The sequence below is a fragment of the Renibacterium salmoninarum ATCC 33209 genome, from assembly GCF_000018885.1.
In the GTDB taxonomy this organism is placed as follows: domain Bacteria; phylum Actinomycetota; class Actinomycetes; order Actinomycetales; family Micrococcaceae; genus Renibacterium; species Renibacterium salmoninarum.
The window spans coordinates 1,013,358-1,027,112 of record NC_010168.1 but is presented as its reverse complement, the minus strand read 5'-3'; the positions used below and the strand labels follow the sequence as shown (position 1 = coordinate 1,027,112).

The window sequence follows — 13,755 nt, the reverse complement described above, 5'->3', positions numbered from 1 at the left end:
ACTGAAGGCCTAAGCTAGGAAACTAAGCGGTAGCAAACCCAGAAGGAGCATGCGCGGTGGAAGTCAAGATCGGTATTCAGAACGTTGCTAGAGAGATCGTCTTCGAATCCAATCAGGATGCTGACGCGGTTGCGCAGCTGGTTTCAGAAGCTATTAAATCTGGCACGGAACTCCGCCTAGCGGACGACAAGGGACGCACCGTGATTGTGCCCGGAAGTTCCATTGGCTATGTAGAGCTCGGTGCTGAAGAAGCCCGACGAGTCGGATTCGGATCACTCTGACATGGTAGATCTGGTGGTCATCGCGCTGATTTCAGTGGGCTTAGGCATGATTGTTTGGGCAGCTGACAAGCGGCATGAAAAGTATGGAGCAGTACTGGCTCCGGCTGCTGCCGTCATTGGTGCGATGCTTACTTGGATACTCACCGTCGCGGTAGGACTAGGCTACATTTCCGGCTGGATTTGGGTTCCTTGGATCGCTTCGCTGCTAGTCGGTGTGATCGTTTCGGTTATTGCGACGCAGGTAGTCGGCCGCAGCCGGAGCAACATTGACACCGCGCAGATGACCGCGATCCTGCTTCGCGGCTAAGCGAGCAACAACTAAACGTTCATAACTCGGCACGCCCTTGCATCTGCGAAGATGCCAGGGCGTGTTCGCGTCGTGGGATGCGACCAGCCCCGGCCGCCAAACGCCCGGCAATCACTGCATGTTTGAAGGCCTCAGCCATTCGGACCGGATCGCCAGCGCGGGTGACCGCTGTTGCCAAAAGCACGGCGTCGCAACCAAGTTCCATCGCGAGCGCAGCATCCGATGCAGTACCGATTCCGGCATCAAGCACAACTGGTACCGATGCCCGGGACACAATAAGTTCAATATTGTGCGGGTTGAGAATGCCCAGACCGGTGCCAATTGGCGCACCAAGGGGCATCACGGCTGCGGCGCCAAGCTGCTCCAGTCGAAGCGCCAGAACAGGGTCGTCGTTGCTATAGGCGAACACGGTAAAGCCGCGTTCAACAAGTTGCCCCGTGGCCTCAAGTAACTCCACCGAATCTGGCAGCAATGTCTCTTCGTCTGCGATGACTTCCAATTTCACCCAGTTGGTTTCCAAAGCTTCTCTGGTAATCTCGGCGGTAAGAATTGCTTCTCTGGCGGTAAAACAGCCCGCAGTATTTGGCAGCACCCGAATTGAATTGCTCAGCAGCAATTCAAAGAGCGAGTTATCTTGCCCCGGGGCGTAACGCCGTATCGCCACCGTAGTTAATTCGGTGCCCGAAGCCAGCAACGCCTCGCCCAACCCGCTCAGGCTCGGGGCGCCACCAGTGCCCATGATGAGTCTGGAACCTAGCGAAACCCCATCAATGACCAATTCATCGGCCAACAGATTCTTGGACATCTTTCAGCCTCCCTGAACTGCAGCAACGATTTCAAGCTGGTCGCCTTCGGTGAGAGCAAAGCTCGCCCACTGTGAGCGCGGCACCAGTTCCGCATTGCGGACGACGGCGATGCCTAGCCTGCCGCCGTCGGCCGGTTGCCCATTGGTCAAGAGTCCGCGACCGGTGTGCGCTGACACCAAATCGGCAACGTTCGACGTTGAATTCGTGTGGAATTCCTGTCCGTTGACGCTGATTCTCATCGTGGTTCCTTTGTGGATAATCCCTCTGTGCTGAACCGTGTTGCGGCAAACTGATCCCATTGCGGATCCGGCGCACCAGCCAAGATCTCGAGGCAGATTTTGGCAATCGCGGGAGTCAAAAGAACAGCGTGCCGGAACATTCCAGTGGCTACTATCAATCCGGCTGAGACTCGTCCGAGCAACGGCGAATTGTCCGGCGTACCGGGGCGCGCTCGAGCGGTGGATTCAAGCAGTTCTAGTTCTGCAACCGCTGGCACTAGCGCCTGCGCATCCCGCAGCAGTTGGTAGACACCACCTGCTGAGATTCCCGTTTGTTGATCTTCACGTTGCGTCGCACCGATCACCACGGTGCCGTCATCACGTGGCACCAAGTACACCGCCGAGCCATGTACCAGTCCGCGGACGGTGTGTGTCAGAAGCGGTCGAAGGGCCTGGGGAACCCCAAGTCGCAAAATATCACCGTGGACTGGTCGCAGTGGAAGCGGCACCGGTAACCCCAATAACGTGCCCGCAGCAAGCCCATTAGCCACAATCACCTCATCGGCAAAGAACTGGTTTCCGTCAGCAAGCTGAACCATGCCGGGGGCAACCGCCACCGCCGCCGTGCGCTGAATGTCGAGTCTTTCGATCAGGGCCTGCGCGAGCTTTCGCGGATCAACTTGGTGATCGCCGGAGGCAAAGTAACCAAAAGGGCCAACATGCGCCGCCAGTAGCGGCTCTTGGCGGCGTAGTTCAGCCAAGGAAAGCCGATCCACCGGCAAGCCTGCTAGTGATTGCGCCGCAACTCAGTCCGAAAGCGCAGCTCTATCTGCGGCATCCACACCAACTAACACGGTGCCGGTTTTTCGATAACCAATGTTGGCTGCTAATCCGGCTACGAATTGCGGCCATAATCCCGCCGCCGCAAGCATCAGCGACTGCAGCGGCCGTTCCTGATGGTGAAATTCAGTGACCGGCGCCAGCATCCCGGCAGCAGCGAAGGTGGCGCCAGAGGCTGGGTCTGGATCAACCACCAGCACACTACGTCCGCTGCATTGAACCTGCCAGGCAATGCCTAACCCGACGATGCCGCCGCCAACTATGACGACGTCATGGTGTTGCATTCATTGGTCCCTTCCCTACGCCGGCATGATCCGGTTCAGGTTCGTTGACGGTCGGCGCTATTGTCAGTTGCACCCTCTCAGCCCGTTGATCAAACGATGGGCTCCCGCGGTAGCTCTAGTCTAAGTGAGTTATTGCCCTGACCGGCAAGCCACGAATCGCCCGCTAGGCTGGAACTCGTGACGAATTTGCAGACAGCTCAGCTCTATTTATGCACCGAGGCCCGCGAGCGCGAAGGTTATTTCGAGGATTTCCTTGACTCGGCATTCAGCGGTGGTGTGGATATTATTCAGCTCCGAGACAAGCGCCTTGAGGCCGCCAAAGAATTGGAACTGCTGAGCGTGCTGCGCAGCGTTGCAGAACAGCACGGCAAGCTCTGGGCAGTCAATGATCGCGCAGACATTGCCCAGTTGAGCCAAGCACCGGTCTTCCATATTGGTAAAAAGGATCTGCCAGTTCCGGCGATGCGCGCGCTGTTACCCAACGTTAGCGCCGGACTGTCTAGCCATTCACCCGCGCAGGCTTCGGCAGCGGCAGCGAATCCCGGCGTCGACTATTTCTGCGTTGGGCCACTGTGGGCCAACGCCCACGAAACCCGGCCGAGCCGCGGTGGGCCTGGCCCACGAAACCCGGCCGAGCCGCGGTGGGCCTGGCCTTAGTGCGCTATGCCGCGACGCTGCAGGCGAGTAAACCGTGGTTCGGTATTGGCGGCATCGATTTGAGCAATATCGCTGAAGTAGTGGCTGCTGGCGCGCAACGCGTTGTGGTGGTTCGGGCGATCACTGAAGCTACCGACCCGGCGGCCGCGGCCACTGCGCTCAAAGCTGAGCTGCCTCAGCTCTGAACTGGCTCGCGACGCGACATCCCGGTAAAGATATTTACGCGGTAAGCCCCAACTGACTCATGCGGCGAGAGTGATTTCTGCTCAATCCGGCCAGCAGCTGTTGCCGCTCAGCTGTGCTGATCCCTGGTATGAATCCGTTTTCTTGGCTGATTCTTTGTACTTGTGTCAGTGCTTCGCCAACTAAACGTCGCCCCCAAAGCGCCAGTCGTGAAGCCAGCCGCGGATCGTCGTCAAGCATGCTGCGAAGTCGGCGTTGTAGAACCGATGACGTGTCATCTGCCGCCATGATTCGCTCGATCAGACTGTTTGTCGCCGGGTCAAGGAATTTCGCAATAGCTTGATAGAAGTCTGCGGAGACCGAGTCGATGACATAAGCCTTCATCATTGACTCGTACCAATCGGCAGGCCGGGTTCGTTCGTGGAAGGAATCAACCGAGCTCTGAAACGGCAGCATTGCAGACTCAACATCCTCGCCAAGCTCAATTAGCGCATCAGAAACCGATTCAAAGTGCCCAAACTCCAGCACGGCAATGCGACCGAGCGCGGCACGATCTTGCAGCGTTGGCGAAAATCTGGCATCTGAAGACAAGCGCTCAAAAGCAGAAAGCTCGCCATAGGCCATTGCGCCGAGCAAGCCAACAATAAACCGATCAGTCATGCTTGCAAGACTAAATCACAATGGACATACCTCTGGACCGAGACGCTAGGCTGAGCCTGTGCCTCATTCCCACATCTTTGTGCGTGACAGTGACCAGAGCTTAAGCGAAGCCCTGGCAGCCCTTCGGCTTGAGTTCGAACTGCCTCAAGACTTTAGCCCGGAGGTGATGGCTGAGCTCGAGCAATCGATCAAAGACTATGACGCTCCAACGGCGGATTTGAGCCAGCTGGGCTTCATCACGATTGATCCACCCAGTTCGATGGATCTGGACCAAGCGATGTTCTTGTGCCGCGAAGGTCAAGGTTATCGGGTCTACTATGCGATCGCTGACGTTCCGGCGTTTGTGCCCGCTGGCGGGACTTTAGATGCCGAAACCCGCAAGCGCGGGCAAACGATCTATCTACCAGACCAAGTGGTGCCCTTGCATCCGACTAAGCTCAGCGAAGCCGCCGCGAGCCTTTTAGCGCAACAACGTCGCGGCGCTTTCGTCTGGCAAATTGTGCTGGACGCCTCTGGCAAGACCGTGAGCGCCGTCGTCGGACGGGCTGTTATTTCTTCGATCGCAAAGCTTGGATATCAGCAAGCCCAAGATGAGCTAACCGCCCAGACTGAATCGGCTTATCTGGAAACTCTCAAACTTCTCGAAGAAATCGGGCTTAAACGGATTCAACTTGAACGCGAGCGCGGTGGCGCAAGTTTGAATTCTCCCCAGCAGGAAATAGTTCATGAAAACGGCGAATACAGCCTGATCTTCCGGCCGAATCTAGCGATTGAAGATTGGAATGCGCAGATCTCGCTGCTGACGGGCATGGCTGCTGCGCGAATAATGCTCGATGGCAAGATCGGCATCTTACGCACTATGCCGGCCCCGGACCCGGCTGCGATCGCTAAGTTTCGCCATCAAGCGGTGGCGCTGGGTAAACCCTGGCCTGCGGAGCTCGCTTACGGCGAGTTTCTGCGCTCACTTGATGCAGCTGACCCTAAGCAGCTGGCGCTATTACACGATGCCACGTCGCTTTTCCGCGGTGCCGGCTACACCAATTTCGACGGCGAGCTGCCGCCAAACCCCGGCCAGGCGGCGGTAGCTGCGCCTTATGCGCACACCACCGCTCCCCTGCGCAGGCTGGTTGATCGCTTCGTCCTGACAATTTGCGATGCGCTCAGCAACAATCAGCCGGCGCCGCAATGGGCTCGTGAAGCGCTGCCCAGCTTGCCTGCTCTGATGGCTGCCTCGGATCAGCTGGCGGGGAAGGTCGAGCGTGCTGCCCTCGACACGATTGAAGCGGCGCTCTTGAGTACCCGAGTTGGTCAAGATTTCGACGCCGTAGTGGTTGCAGGCGCGCGCAAATCCGGTGGCGAGAAAAACGGCGACACCCGCTGCGCTGTTCAGCTCCGGGAACCCGCAGTCAACGCCCCTTGCGAAGGTGATTTGGCCCCCGGCACCGAGGTTACGGTGCGCTTGCTCAGAGCAGATATCCACAGCCGAAAAGTGCTCTTCACGGTTTCACCTGCTAAAACGAACTCCGCTGGATAAACTGAGCCAGCCATGATCCATCGATGGGAGCAATAAATGTCAGGTGCAGACGAGTTCATCCTGGTCGAAGTATTTCTTGATGGCCAGGTTGCCGTATCTGGCCGTTCAATCAGCCCGGAAGGGCAGCAGGACGCCTACACCGCTGCAATTGCCTACATCGGAAACCAAGCCGCCCAACGTGGCACCCGGTTACTAGCCAAAGGCATCGACCATACCAATGGCGATGTGAGTTGGTTCTACGTGGACGAACGCGGCGAGGCCTACTCGGCATTTAACGCAGCCGCCACTGAACCTACTGCTGTCAACAATGCACCCATCGATCAACTTCCTAATTTCGACCCTTATCCGGTACATCCGGACGATGACGTGGCCGAAACTGTGTTGCGAGATCGGCCAATCCAGCAGCGCGCCGAAGCGTCAATGGCGCAAGCTTTTCGAGCCTCCGCGACTGCCGAGGCCGTGCCGACCCAGGTAACCACTGACATCGCTGACGCTGTGCAGCCTCTGACTCGACGGCAGTTCGTCAAACCGCCCAAGGAACGTCCAGCCACCGGCATTCGGCGCGCGGTGTATACCCTCAGTGGCGGTGCCGTGAATTTAGGCATGAGCGTCCGCGAGCGCGAAGAAGCCGAGCTGGAGCGCCGAATTGCCCGTCAGCTGCCGGGCAGCTACACCACTGCCGTGCTTTCGCTCAAAGGCGGCATCGGCAAAACCTCAACTACGGTCGGGGTGGGCATGATCTTGGCCGAGTACCGAGGAGACCCGCCCTGCGCAATTGACGCGAACCCAGATTCCGGCGATCTCGCCGAACGCGCCTTGGGCGAATTGCTATACCAGCCGGAAGGCTCCCGAACCATCAGCGATGTGATTCGGGACATTGACTCAATCACAACCTTGACCGAGCTCTCGCGCTATATGCATCGCGCCAACCGGCTACACCTCATCGCCGGTGAGCAGGATCCTGCGCTGTCAGATTCGCTCACTGCAGAAGAGTATTTGCGCATTCGAAATCTGATTTCTCAGTACTACTCGGTGATTTTGACCGACTGCGGCACCGGGGTATCGCACGCGGCAATGTCTGGCATCCTTCCCACCGCCACAAATCTGATTATCGCCGCCGGATACGCAGTCTCCGGTGCGAAGCGGGCGCGCAGCACGCTCGAATGGCTCTCTAGCCATGGCTACGAAACCCTGGCACGCAACGCGGTCGTGGTGATCACGGACAAAGACGAGGTGTCTAGTCGAGTGGACAAACACGCGATTGATGCCGAACTTGCTGGCCATTGCAAACAGTTGATCGCGGTGCCACATGATCGCGGAGTGGCCGATGGCGATCAGATTTCCCTCGACGCGCTGCGGCCTGCGACTCGGCGAGCGTATAAAGAAATCGCGGCAGCAATTGTGGGCGGTTATGTTTGAGTCTCGATAAACATTTAGATATTTGTATATATTGATGTGTACTGCTGAGTATGGACTTTCAAGAAATCTTCAAATGGATCGGTTCCACCTGGAATTGGATCACTAGCACAGTTGGCGTAATCATCAGTGGCATCAATAACGTGGTGACTACCGTGAGCGGCTGGGCCAGCACCGTGTCCTCTTGGTTCGGCGGCATTGGCGGTTAAGGAACAGCAGATCGACGCGGCTAAATCCACCTCGCCAGCGATTCCCGTTAGATCAGATAGACTGATTCGGTATAAAAGGATGCCCGGTCGTTCCTGCAATGACTTTTCACGATCGCTCCACTTATCGCCGCGATCTTTCCAGTGGCGCTGAATCTCTCGGCGTCACACGCAAATCCGCGATCGGCTTCCACTGGCTGTGCCAACCACCTTGGCTCCGTCCACCGCCCAATCGGGCGGCCGACGTCGAGCCTGAGATGGCACCTTAAAGGAAGTACACGCTCTTGACTATCGATAACGACTACCATTTGCATGCCGAAGGTTCCGACGACGAACTGACAGTCGAAGCCTCACCCACCACCACCGAAGATCCGCACGCAGAAGCGGCTGAAACCTTCGCCGACTTCAACGTTCGGGCGGATATTGTTGAGGCGCTTGCCGACGCCGGCATTGTGCACCCCTTCCCGATCCAGTCGATGACCTTGCCGGTCGCACTGGGCGGCCATGACATCATCGGTCAGGCTAAGACCGGCACCGGAAAGACTCTTGGCTTTGGCGTACCGGTGCTACAACGCGTTACCGCGCCAAAAGATGAGGGCTATGACGCTTTACCCGTGCCAGGAGCTCCGCAAGCACTTATTGTGGTGCCCACGCGTGAGCTTGCCGTGCAGGTAGCTAATGATTTACAGACCGCCGCTCGCAAGCGTGGCGCACGCATCACCACAATCTACGGTGGCCGTGCTTTCGAACCGCAGATCGAATCCCTCACCAAGGGCGTCGAAGTTGTTGTTGGTACCCCGGGCCGATTGATTGACCTCTTCAAACAGCGCCACTTGAACTTGAAGAACGTTCGCATGGTGGTTCTTGACGAGGCCGACGAAATGCTCGATCTGGGCTTCTTGCCGGACGTTGAAACGTTGATGGCGGCAACCCCCGCGGTGCGCCAGACAATGCTTTTCTCCGCGACCATGCCTGGCCCGATCGTCGCGATGGCTCGGCGCTACATGACTCAGCCGACGCACATCCGCGCCGCCGATCCGGATGATGAGGGTCTCACCAAGCGGGATATCCGCCAGCTCGTTTACCGCGCACACAGCATGGATAAGATCGAGGTTGTCGCTCGTATCCTGCAGGCACGCGGCCGCGGCCGGACCATCATCTTCACCAAGACCAAGCGCACCGCCGCCAAGGTGGCTGAAGAACTCGCAGAGCGCGGATTCGCTTCAGCCGCGATCCACGGCGACCTAGGCCAAGGCGCGCGTGAACAAGCGTTGCGCGCCTTCCGTAACAACAAGGTCGACGTCTTAGTCGCAACCGACGTCGCTGCTCGTGGCATTGACGTTGACGATGTGACGCACGTGATCAATTACCAGTGTGTGGAAGACGAAAAAATCTACCTGCACCGAGTGGGCCGCACGGGCCGCGCTGGCAATAAGGGCACTGCAGTGACCTTCGTGGACTGGGATGACATGCCAGGCTGGGGCTTAATCAACAAAACCCTGGGCCTGCCTTTCGATGAGCCAGTGGAGACTTACTCTTCCTCGCCGCACCTTTACAGCGATCTGGATATCCCGGAAGGCACCAAGGGCCGACTCCCCAAGAGCCAGCGTACGCATGCTGGTTTGAACGCTGAGGTCTTAGAGGATCTGGGCGAGACCGGCAAACGCCACGGTGGTCAAAGCACTGGATCGGGGCGCGGAAACGACAACCGAAACGGTGCCGGCGGAAATCGGGGCGGCCAGTCACGAGATGGCCAACGCCGTCGTTCCAATGACGAGCGCCCCGCGCGGAGCCGCAACAGCAACGGCCCGGCCGCGGACAATGCTGCGGATTCAACGCCGTCCACCGAGGCCAGTAAACCTGCCCGCGCTCGGCGCAGCCGGACTCGTCGTCGTAATGGCGAAGTTGTCACCGAAAGCAATTCGGCGACGGATCGCGGCACGGATTCAGCTACGGCCAGCGCGCCGTCGTCGGATTCCTGAACGCTTCGATGAGCGGGAACGCTTGGCGGCACGACGGACCTAATCTGGTGGTCGAGGCAGAAAATTCCAGTTATCTCTCGACCTTGCCAGATGGGGCGTTCTCGCTCATCTATTTGGATCCGCCCTTCAACACCGGGCGGACTCAAAAACGTCAATCCACCACTATGGTGCGTAGTCAAAGCGGCTCACGACTAGGCTTTTGCGGTCAAAATTATGAGACCGTCAAAGGCGCGCTACACCACTATGATGACGCTTTTACCGACTACTGGGCATTCTTAGAGCCCCGATTAGTAGAGGCTTGGCGCTTACTTTCCGAAGACGGCACGCTTTACCTGCACCTGGACTATCGAGAAGTCCATTACGCCAAGGTCATGCTGGACGCAATTTTTGGCCGGGAGAGCTTTCTCAACGAAATCATCTGGGCCTACGACTTTGGTGCGCGAGCAAATAAACGCTGGCCCACTAAGCACGACAATATTTTGGTTTACGTCAAGAACCCGAATAAGTATCACTTTGACAATGCTGCTGTGGACCGGGAGCCCTATATGGCGCCGGGTTTGGTCACCGCGGCGAAAGTGGCATTAGGTAAGTTGCCCACTGATGTCTGGTGGCACACCATTGTTTCTCCCACGGGTAAGGAAAAAACTGGTTATCCTACGCAGAAACCGGTGGGATTGCTGCGTCGAGTGGTAGCTGCCTCGTCACGACCAGGCGACTGGGTCTTGGACTTTTTTGCTGGTTCCGGCACCATTGGCGCAGTTTCGGTGGCACTGGACCGCAGATTCGTCTGTGTTGACCAGAATCCGGCCGCAATCGAGATCATGACGCAAAGGCTGAGTAACGTAGCTGAAATCGTCCGCGCCTGACACGATCTGAGCCGAGAGGTTCTGGGCTTCAGCGCACCACAGTGGTTCCGGTGGCCAGCGCTTCGATCCTTGCCAGCGAGTTGGGGCTGGTGAGGTTTTCGCCCAAACGATTTGGTTTGCCCGTGCCGTGATAATCCGAGGACCCAGTAACGATTAGCTCGTGTTTTGCCGCCAGTTTGTAAAGGAATTCCTTGCCCTCAGCAGGGTTATCTCGATGCTCAATTTCTAGGCCAGCAAGTCCGGCATCAATCATGTCCTGATACACGGCCTCCGAAACTACTCGGCCACGTTCCACCGCTACCGGGTGCGCGAAGACCGGCACGCCCCCTGCCGCTCTAACCAGTTCGACGGCCAGGATCGGGTCCGGAGCATAGTGCGAAACCCAGTATTTACTCCGCGAAGTAAGAATTGAAGCGAAGGCTTCGTTACGATCCGAGACTATGCCAGCGGCGACCAAAGCGTCGGTAATATGCGGCCGCCCTACCGTCGCCCCCGGGGCAACGTGCTGGCTAACATCGTCCCAATTTAGCGGGTAATCTTCCGCCAGTTTAGACACCATGCTTTCGGCCCGGCGGAGTCGAGCGTCTTTGGATTTACTGATTTCTGCTAAAAGACCTGAATGCTGCGGATCATGTAAGTAGCTCAGCAAATGCACGGTAATGCCCTCGCTGGTTCGGCAAGAAACTTCCATTCCTGGCACCAACGCAATGCCTAACTCCCGCGCAGCAACACTTGCAGCCGGCCAACCAGCAGTGGAATCGTGATCGGTAAGTGCCACCACATCCAGCCTCGCCGCAACGGCAGATTGGACTAAGTACGCTGGCAACTCCGTGCCGTCGGAAACATTTGAGTGCGTATGCAGGTCAATTCTCACCACCCCACCTTAGCCCCGAGCGATGGCGACTGGCGGCGTTGCGCGAGCGGTGGCAGGATTAGGGGCGTGACTGAGACCCCTGAAACCGAAAACACTGGCCAAGAGCAACCGCTCATCGATCGGGTAAACAACCGTTCGTTGCGACCGAATTCGGATGCGTTCCGAGAGTTCATGAGTTCTAGCTGGGCTCCGGTAAGCCAAGAGCTACCGGCCAAATCTGCCGTCGCCGACTTTGCCGCCCAACGGCGTCGGGCGATCAGCGCCGCCTTTAGCGGCGAACGCCTTGTGCTGCCTGCCGGGCCGCACAAAGTGCGCTCCAATGACACCGACTACATGTTCCGCCCGCATTCGGCCTTTGCGCACCTCACCGGCTTGGGCGTAGATCACGAACCCGACGCGGTATTAGTTTTGGAACCGGTGAATGAGGACGCCGGCGACGACGGCGGTAACCACCAGGCTACGCTGTACTTCCGTCCCTTGGCTGGCCGGGATACCAAGGAATTCTATTCTGATGCGCGTTCAGGCGAGTTCTGGATCGGTAAGCGCCCCGCCTTGGCTGAATTGAGTGCAGAGCTGGCACTGAATACTGCCGACCTTTCCGAGCTGGAAATTGCTTTGACTAAAAACATCGGTGAACAGAGCCTCGGTGGCATCCGGGTGCGCTTGGTTCGAGATGTTGATCTCAGCGTTGATGCACTGATCGACACGGCTCGGATCAATACCGCGTCAAATCCGGAAACCGTTGATCTTTCGCAAGCCGATGAATTAGATGCGAAACTCGCTGAAGCGCTTTCCGAACTCCGCCTGGTCAAAGATGACTGGGAAGTTGAACAGCTCAAAATTGCCGTTGCCGCCACGGCTGAAGGATTCGCGGAGGTGGTCAAGGCGCTGCCTCGTGCCATCACGCATCATCGCGGCGAGCGTGTGGTTGAAGGGGCCTTTGCGGCCCGAGCCCGTGAGGAAGGCAATGGCCTCGGATACGAGACCATCGCAGCATCCGGAGACCACACAACAACCTTGCACTGGATCACCAATAACGGCCAAGTGAATTCCGGCGAATTGCTTCTGCTGGATGCCGGCGTGGAGGCAGATTCGCTGTACACCGCGGATATTACTCGCACGCTGCCGGTGAATGGAAAGTTCAACGATACTCAGCGCAAGATCTACCAGGCTGTTCTCGATGCGGCTGATGCTAGCTTCGCGATTGCCAAGCCCGGCATCAAATTCCGCGAGCTGCATGGCGCTGCCATGAAGGTGCTTGCCGAGCGTCTGGTCGAGTGGGGACTACTGACCGTCCCGGTCGAAGAAGCACTCGCCCCCGAGGGCCAGCAGCATCGCCGCTGGATGCCACACGGCACCAGTCACCACTTGGGCCTTGACGTGCACGATTGTGCGCAGGCAAAAGCAGAGCTATACCTTGACGGCATCCTGGAGGAAGGTATGGTTTTCACGATCGAACCTGGCCTGTACTTCAAAGCCGACGATCTCGCAGTTCCTGAGGAATACCGCGGCATTGGCGTCCGGATTGAAGACGACGTTTTGGTCACCGCAGACGGAAATGTCAATCTTTCCGCAGCGCTGCCGCGCACGCCAGAAGACGTCGAATCCTGGATGGCTGGCATTTACGAGGATCAGGCTCGTTAGTTTCAGCTTCCACTTCGAAGAATAAACGTAAAGCGCCCGTCCGCAGATTGATCTGTAGACGGGCGCTTTACGTTTGTTAAAACATCTGCCGCGGGTTATCCGGCGGAGGGTTCATCTTTCGACTTTTCTGGATCTACCCGAACGCCATACTGCGGCCGACCGTCACACAAATCAGGGTATTTTCCTCGCGCCGTTTCAATCGCACCTTCGACAACTGGCGCGGCGGGCTCAGCTGCTTCAGCTTGACCGTCCTGCTTCGCAGCATAAGGATCGGTCCAGCCGCTTGGCCGCTGGGGCGCTTGGGAAGCATCCGGTAGGTGTTGCTCCCTGGGTTTGGCCTGCGGCAACACCGCAGTTTGCGCCATCGGCAGATTCTTTAGCAATCGCTGCGCCTCGGCGGAAGCTTCACGAGCCACGATGACGTCATAGCTAGATGCCAAAACCTGGGACGTTGAGGTGAAATCGCGTTTCCCGCGTTGCGCCCCATAGGTCACGATGCCAAAGAGCATCCAGAAGGCTGCGCCCAAAACCATGGCAATCGGGATGGAAAGAAACGACGTGCTCGCATTCGGGTTGAAGAAGGACAACAACACACCCACGAATAAACCAAACCATGCTCCGGTAAGAGCCCCATTGAGCGCCACTTTGGGATAGCTGAGTTTCCCGGTCACCCGTTCAACCATTTTCAGGTCGTTTCCTACAATCGAAACGAGCTGGACGGGAAACTGTTGGTCAGCCAAATAGTCCACAGCTTTTTGGGCATCCAGGTAAGAAGTGTAGGTTCCCACCGTGTCGCCGTCGGGAACACTGCGAGGATCTGCGAGTGTACGGGCATTTCCAAAAAGGTTTGACATGGATCTATTCTCGCCTATTCTCGCCTATTTCGCGGTGCAAGCGACAGCTGTATCGCTGCGAGTGAACCAGTGGAAACGCTGTGCACCTATATTTAGTGTCAGTATCGAGACGTTGTTTCACGGACAGCCGCTAAAACAGTAGC

At 57.5% G+C, this 13,755-nt stretch carries 15 protein-coding genes, 1 pseudogene and 1 riboswitch; of the genes and pseudogenes, 10 read left to right on the top strand and 6 right to left on the bottom strand.

Going from position 1 to position 13,755, the window contains the following annotated elements; genetic code table 11:
* Positions 1–56: 56 nt before the first annotated feature.
* Both RSAL33209_RS05245 and RSAL33209_RS05240 read left to right on the top strand, forming a co-directional pair.
* On the top strand, positions 57–281 hold the full coding sequence (locus tag RSAL33209_RS05245; protein ID WP_012244637.1) for a DUF3107 domain-containing protein: 225 nt from the start codon (positions 57–59) through the stop codon (positions 279–281).
* 1 nt (position 282) lies between these two features.
* On the top strand, positions 283–588 hold the full coding sequence (locus RSAL33209_RS05240) for a hypothetical protein (RefSeq protein WP_012244636.1): 306 nt from the start codon (positions 283–285) through the stop codon (positions 586–588).
* Positions 589–607: 19 nt separating this feature from the next.
* On the opposite strand, the gene RSAL33209_RS05235 is transcribed toward RSAL33209_RS05240, so the two are convergent.
* The 3 genes and pseudogenes from RSAL33209_RS05235 to thiO form a co-directional block, all read right to left on the bottom strand.
* Positions 608–1,393: a thiazole synthase gene (locus RSAL33209_RS05235; protein ID WP_012244635.1), complete on the bottom strand. Its 786-nt coding sequence runs from the start codon at positions 1,391–1,393 to the stop codon at positions 608–610.
* 3 nt (positions 1,394–1,396) lie between these two features.
* The gene (gene thiS / locus RSAL33209_RS05230; protein ID WP_012244634.1) at positions 1,397–1,633 is read right to left on the bottom strand and encodes a sulfur carrier protein ThiS; all 237 of its coding nucleotides are present in this window, start codon (positions 1,631–1,633) and stop codon (positions 1,397–1,399) included.
* A pseudogene (gene thiO, locus RSAL33209_RS05225) lies at positions 1,630–2,736 on the bottom strand (glycine oxidase ThiO). Before thiO ends, thiS begins: the two are co-directional and overlap by 4 nt.
* A riboswitch (TPP riboswitch) is annotated at positions 2,731–2,854 on the bottom strand. Its footprint overlaps the pseudogene before it by 6 nt.
* A gap of 59 nt (positions 2,855–2,913) precedes the next feature.
* On the opposite strand from thiO, the gene RSAL33209_RS05220 reads away from it, so the two are divergent.
* Positions 2,914–3,393: a thiamine phosphate synthase gene (locus RSAL33209_RS05220; RefSeq protein WP_012244631.1), complete on the top strand. Its 480-nt coding sequence runs from the start codon at positions 2,914–2,916 to the stop codon at positions 3,391–3,393.
* Positions 3,378–3,578 (top strand): thiamine phosphate synthase, encoded by a 201-nt coding sequence (locus tag RSAL33209_RS19980; RefSeq protein WP_411740984.1) that lies wholly within the window; start codon positions 3,378–3,380, stop codon positions 3,576–3,578. Before RSAL33209_RS05220 ends, RSAL33209_RS19980 begins: the two co-directional genes overlap by 16 nt.
* A 34-nt stretch (positions 3,579–3,612) precedes the next feature.
* Here the strand turns inward: RSAL33209_RS19980 and RSAL33209_RS05215 are convergent, their stop codons facing one another.
* Positions 3,613–4,236, bottom strand: coding sequence for a ferritin-like fold-containing protein (locus RSAL33209_RS05215; RefSeq protein WP_012244629.1), 624 nt, complete (start codon positions 4,234–4,236; stop codon positions 3,613–3,615).
* A 58-nt stretch (positions 4,237–4,294) separates the two neighbouring features.
* On the opposite strand from RSAL33209_RS05215, the gene RSAL33209_RS05210 reads away from it, so the two are divergent.
* The 5 genes from RSAL33209_RS05210 to RSAL33209_RS05195 all read left to right on the top strand — a co-directional run bounded on the left by RSAL33209_RS05210 (position 4,295) and on the right by RSAL33209_RS05195 (position 10,240).
* On the top strand, positions 4,295–5,770 hold the full coding sequence (locus tag RSAL33209_RS05210; RefSeq protein ID WP_012244628.1) for an RNB domain-containing ribonuclease: 1,476 nt from the start codon (positions 4,295–4,297) through the stop codon (positions 5,768–5,770).
* A gap of 36 nt (positions 5,771–5,806) precedes the next feature.
* A complete protein-coding gene (locus tag RSAL33209_RS05205) occupies positions 5,807–7,189 on the top strand; it encodes a MinD/ParA family ATP-binding protein (RefSeq protein ID WP_012244627.1) in 1,383 nt (460 codons plus the stop codon).
* 50 nt (positions 7,190–7,239) lie between these two features.
* On the top strand, positions 7,240–7,395 hold the full coding sequence (locus RSAL33209_RS17470) for a hypothetical protein (protein WP_012244626.1): 156 nt from the start codon (positions 7,240–7,242) through the stop codon (positions 7,393–7,395).
* A 281-nt stretch (positions 7,396–7,676) separates the two neighbouring features.
* Positions 7,677–9,374, top strand: a complete 1,698-nt coding sequence (locus RSAL33209_RS05200; RefSeq protein WP_012244625.1) for a DEAD/DEAH box helicase — start codon at positions 7,677–7,679, stop codon at positions 9,372–9,374.
* Positions 9,375–9,382: 8 nt separating this feature from the next.
* The gene (locus RSAL33209_RS05195; RefSeq protein ID WP_012244624.1) at positions 9,383–10,240 is read left to right on the top strand and encodes a DNA-methyltransferase; all 858 of its coding nucleotides are present in this window, start codon (positions 9,383–9,385) and stop codon (positions 10,238–10,240) included.
* Positions 10,241–10,268: 28 nt separating this feature from the next.
* On the opposite strand, the gene RSAL33209_RS05190 is transcribed toward RSAL33209_RS05195, so the two are convergent.
* The gene (locus RSAL33209_RS05190) at positions 10,269–11,114 is read right to left on the bottom strand and encodes a PHP domain-containing protein (RefSeq protein ID WP_041684487.1); all 846 of its coding nucleotides are present in this window, start codon (positions 11,112–11,114) and stop codon (positions 10,269–10,271) included.
* On the opposite strand from RSAL33209_RS05190, the gene RSAL33209_RS05185 reads away from it, so the two are divergent.
* Entirely contained in the window at positions 11,097–12,758 is a 1,662-nt protein-coding gene (locus tag RSAL33209_RS05185; RefSeq protein WP_012244623.1) for an aminopeptidase P family protein, read from the top strand. The genes RSAL33209_RS05190 and RSAL33209_RS05185 overlap by 18 nt on opposite strands.
* Before the next feature lie 95 nt (positions 12,759–12,853).
* Here RSAL33209_RS05185 and RSAL33209_RS05180 read toward each other — a convergent pair whose 3' ends face one another.
* Complete coding sequence (locus RSAL33209_RS05180) at positions 12,854–13,612, bottom strand: general stress protein (protein ID WP_012244621.1); 759 nt, start codon at positions 13,610–13,612, stop codon at positions 12,854–12,856.
* Between the last annotated feature and the right edge of the window lie 143 nt (positions 13,613–13,755).

Excerpts from the sequence above, each read along its gene's own strand:
- RSAL33209_RS17470 (WP_012244626.1), top strand. The coding sequence starts at position 7,240 with ATGGACTTTCAAGAAATCTTCAAATGGATCGGTTCCACCTGGAATTGG.
- thiS (WP_012244634.1), bottom strand. The coding sequence starts at position 1,633 with ATGAGAATCAGCGTCAACGGACAGGAATTCCACACGAATTCAACGTCG.
- RSAL33209_RS05180 (WP_012244621.1), bottom strand. The coding sequence starts at position 13,612 with ATGTCAAACCTTTTTGGAAATGCCCGTACACTCGCAGATCCTCGCAGT.
- RSAL33209_RS05215 (WP_012244629.1), bottom strand. The coding sequence starts at position 4,236 with ATGACTGATCGGTTTATTGTTGGCTTGCTCGGCGCAATGGCCTATGGC.
- RSAL33209_RS05195 (WP_012244624.1), top strand. The coding sequence starts at position 9,383 with ATGAGCGGGAACGCTTGGCGGCACGACGGACCTAATCTGGTGGTCGAG.
- RSAL33209_RS05240 (WP_012244636.1), top strand. The coding sequence starts at position 283 with ATGGTAGATCTGGTGGTCATCGCGCTGATTTCAGTGGGCTTAGGCATG.
- RSAL33209_RS05205 (WP_012244627.1), top strand. The coding sequence starts at position 5,807 with ATGTCAGGTGCAGACGAGTTCATCCTGGTCGAAGTATTTCTTGATGGC.
- RSAL33209_RS05185 (WP_012244623.1), top strand. The coding sequence starts at position 11,097 with ATGCAGGTCAATTCTCACCACCCCACCTTAGCCCCGAGCGATGGCGAC.
- RSAL33209_RS05235 (WP_012244635.1), bottom strand. The coding sequence starts at position 1,393 with ATGTCCAAGAATCTGTTGGCCGATGAATTGGTCATTGATGGGGTTTCG.